The following is a 511-nucleotide window of genomic DNA, read 5'->3' as shown; positions in this document are numbered from 1 at the left end:
TTTATTCTTCATAACAGCTTCAACAGCAATACTAGCCATTAAATCTACTTCATCTGATATTTTATTAGTATTATCAGCTACTACTACATTAGCGCGTGTTAGCTCGTCTATACTACTTATTGCTTCATTTATTTGAGATATTGCTTGAGTTTGTTCTTTAATGCTTTCACTCATATCATTTATACCTTGAGTTAATACATTAACACTTGCTTCTATTTCTGTTAGTGATTTTTGAGTGCTTTCAGCTAGCTTTCTTACTTCATCAGCAACTACAGCAAAGCCCCTTCCATGCTCACCTGCACGTGCTGCTTCAATTGCAGCATTAAGTGCAAGTAGATTAATTTGTTCTGCTATATCTTTAATCATAGTAATAACATTTTTAATATCTTCTCCGTTTTTAATAACTTCGTTTGATTTTTGATTTACTGCATGCATAGATGCACTCATCTCTTCTACTGCTGCTGCACTTTCTTGTAAGCTACTTGCTTGCTTTCTTGCACCTTCGTTTATA

General features: G+C 33.9%; 1 protein-coding gene. It reads right to left on the bottom strand.

Features of this window, described 5'->3' with window-relative positions; all coding sequences use genetic code 11:
* The coding region (locus AVBRAN12647_RS09620) for a methyl-accepting chemotaxis protein (RefSeq protein WP_336615121.1) at positions 1–511 on the bottom strand (511 nt) is incomplete at both ends.

This window comes from Campylobacter sp. RM12647, assembly GCF_020138135.1.
Classification (GTDB): Bacteria; Campylobacterota; Campylobacteria; order Campylobacterales; family Campylobacteraceae; genus Campylobacter_E.
Note: the sequence above shows the minus strand (reverse complement) of the source record. Positions and strands in the feature narration are given on the sequence as shown.